The sequence below is a fragment of the Citrobacter sp. T1.2D-1 genome, assembly GCF_950098555.1.
In the GTDB taxonomy this organism is placed as follows: Bacteria; Pseudomonadota; Gammaproteobacteria; order Enterobacterales; family Enterobacteriaceae; genus Citrobacter_A; species Citrobacter_A telavivensis.
In genome coordinates this window covers 1-428 of sequence record NZ_CATNHH010000046.1, presented here as the reverse complement: position 1 = coordinate 428, position 428 = coordinate 1, and the positions used below count along the sequence as shown (strand labels likewise).

Here is a 428-nt window from a genome sequence, read left to right as displayed (position 1 = left end):
ACGTGCTGCAGATCGGCAAGACCCCGATCGTGGTCAACGACAGCCGCGGCTTCTACACCTCGCGCGTGTTCGCCACCTACATCATGGAAGGCCTGGCCATGCTGGGCGAGGGCGTGCACCCGCGCTCCATCGAGGTCGCTGGCTTGAAGGCGGGCATGCCCATGCCGCCGATGGCGCTGCAGGACGAGGTTTCGCTGGGCCTGTCGCTGCACATCGCCGAGCAGACCCGCAAGGACCTGATCGCCGAAGGCAAGACCGTGCCGGAACACCCCGCTGCCGCCGTGCTGCAGAACATCGGTGGCACGCACAACCGCATCGGCAAGAAGACCGGCAAGGGCCTGTACGACTACAACGGCAAGGAAAAGACCCTGTGGCCCGAGCTCACCAAGCTCTACCCGCCGGTGGCGAACCAGCCCACCCAGCAAGAG

1 protein-coding gene is annotated in these 428 nt (G+C 65.9%); it reads left to right on the top strand.

The features are described from left to right. Positions 1-428 (top strand): 3-hydroxyacyl-CoA dehydrogenase family protein (locus tag QQZ17_RS21135; protein WP_284554163.1); only part of this gene is annotated, 428 nt, incomplete at both ends.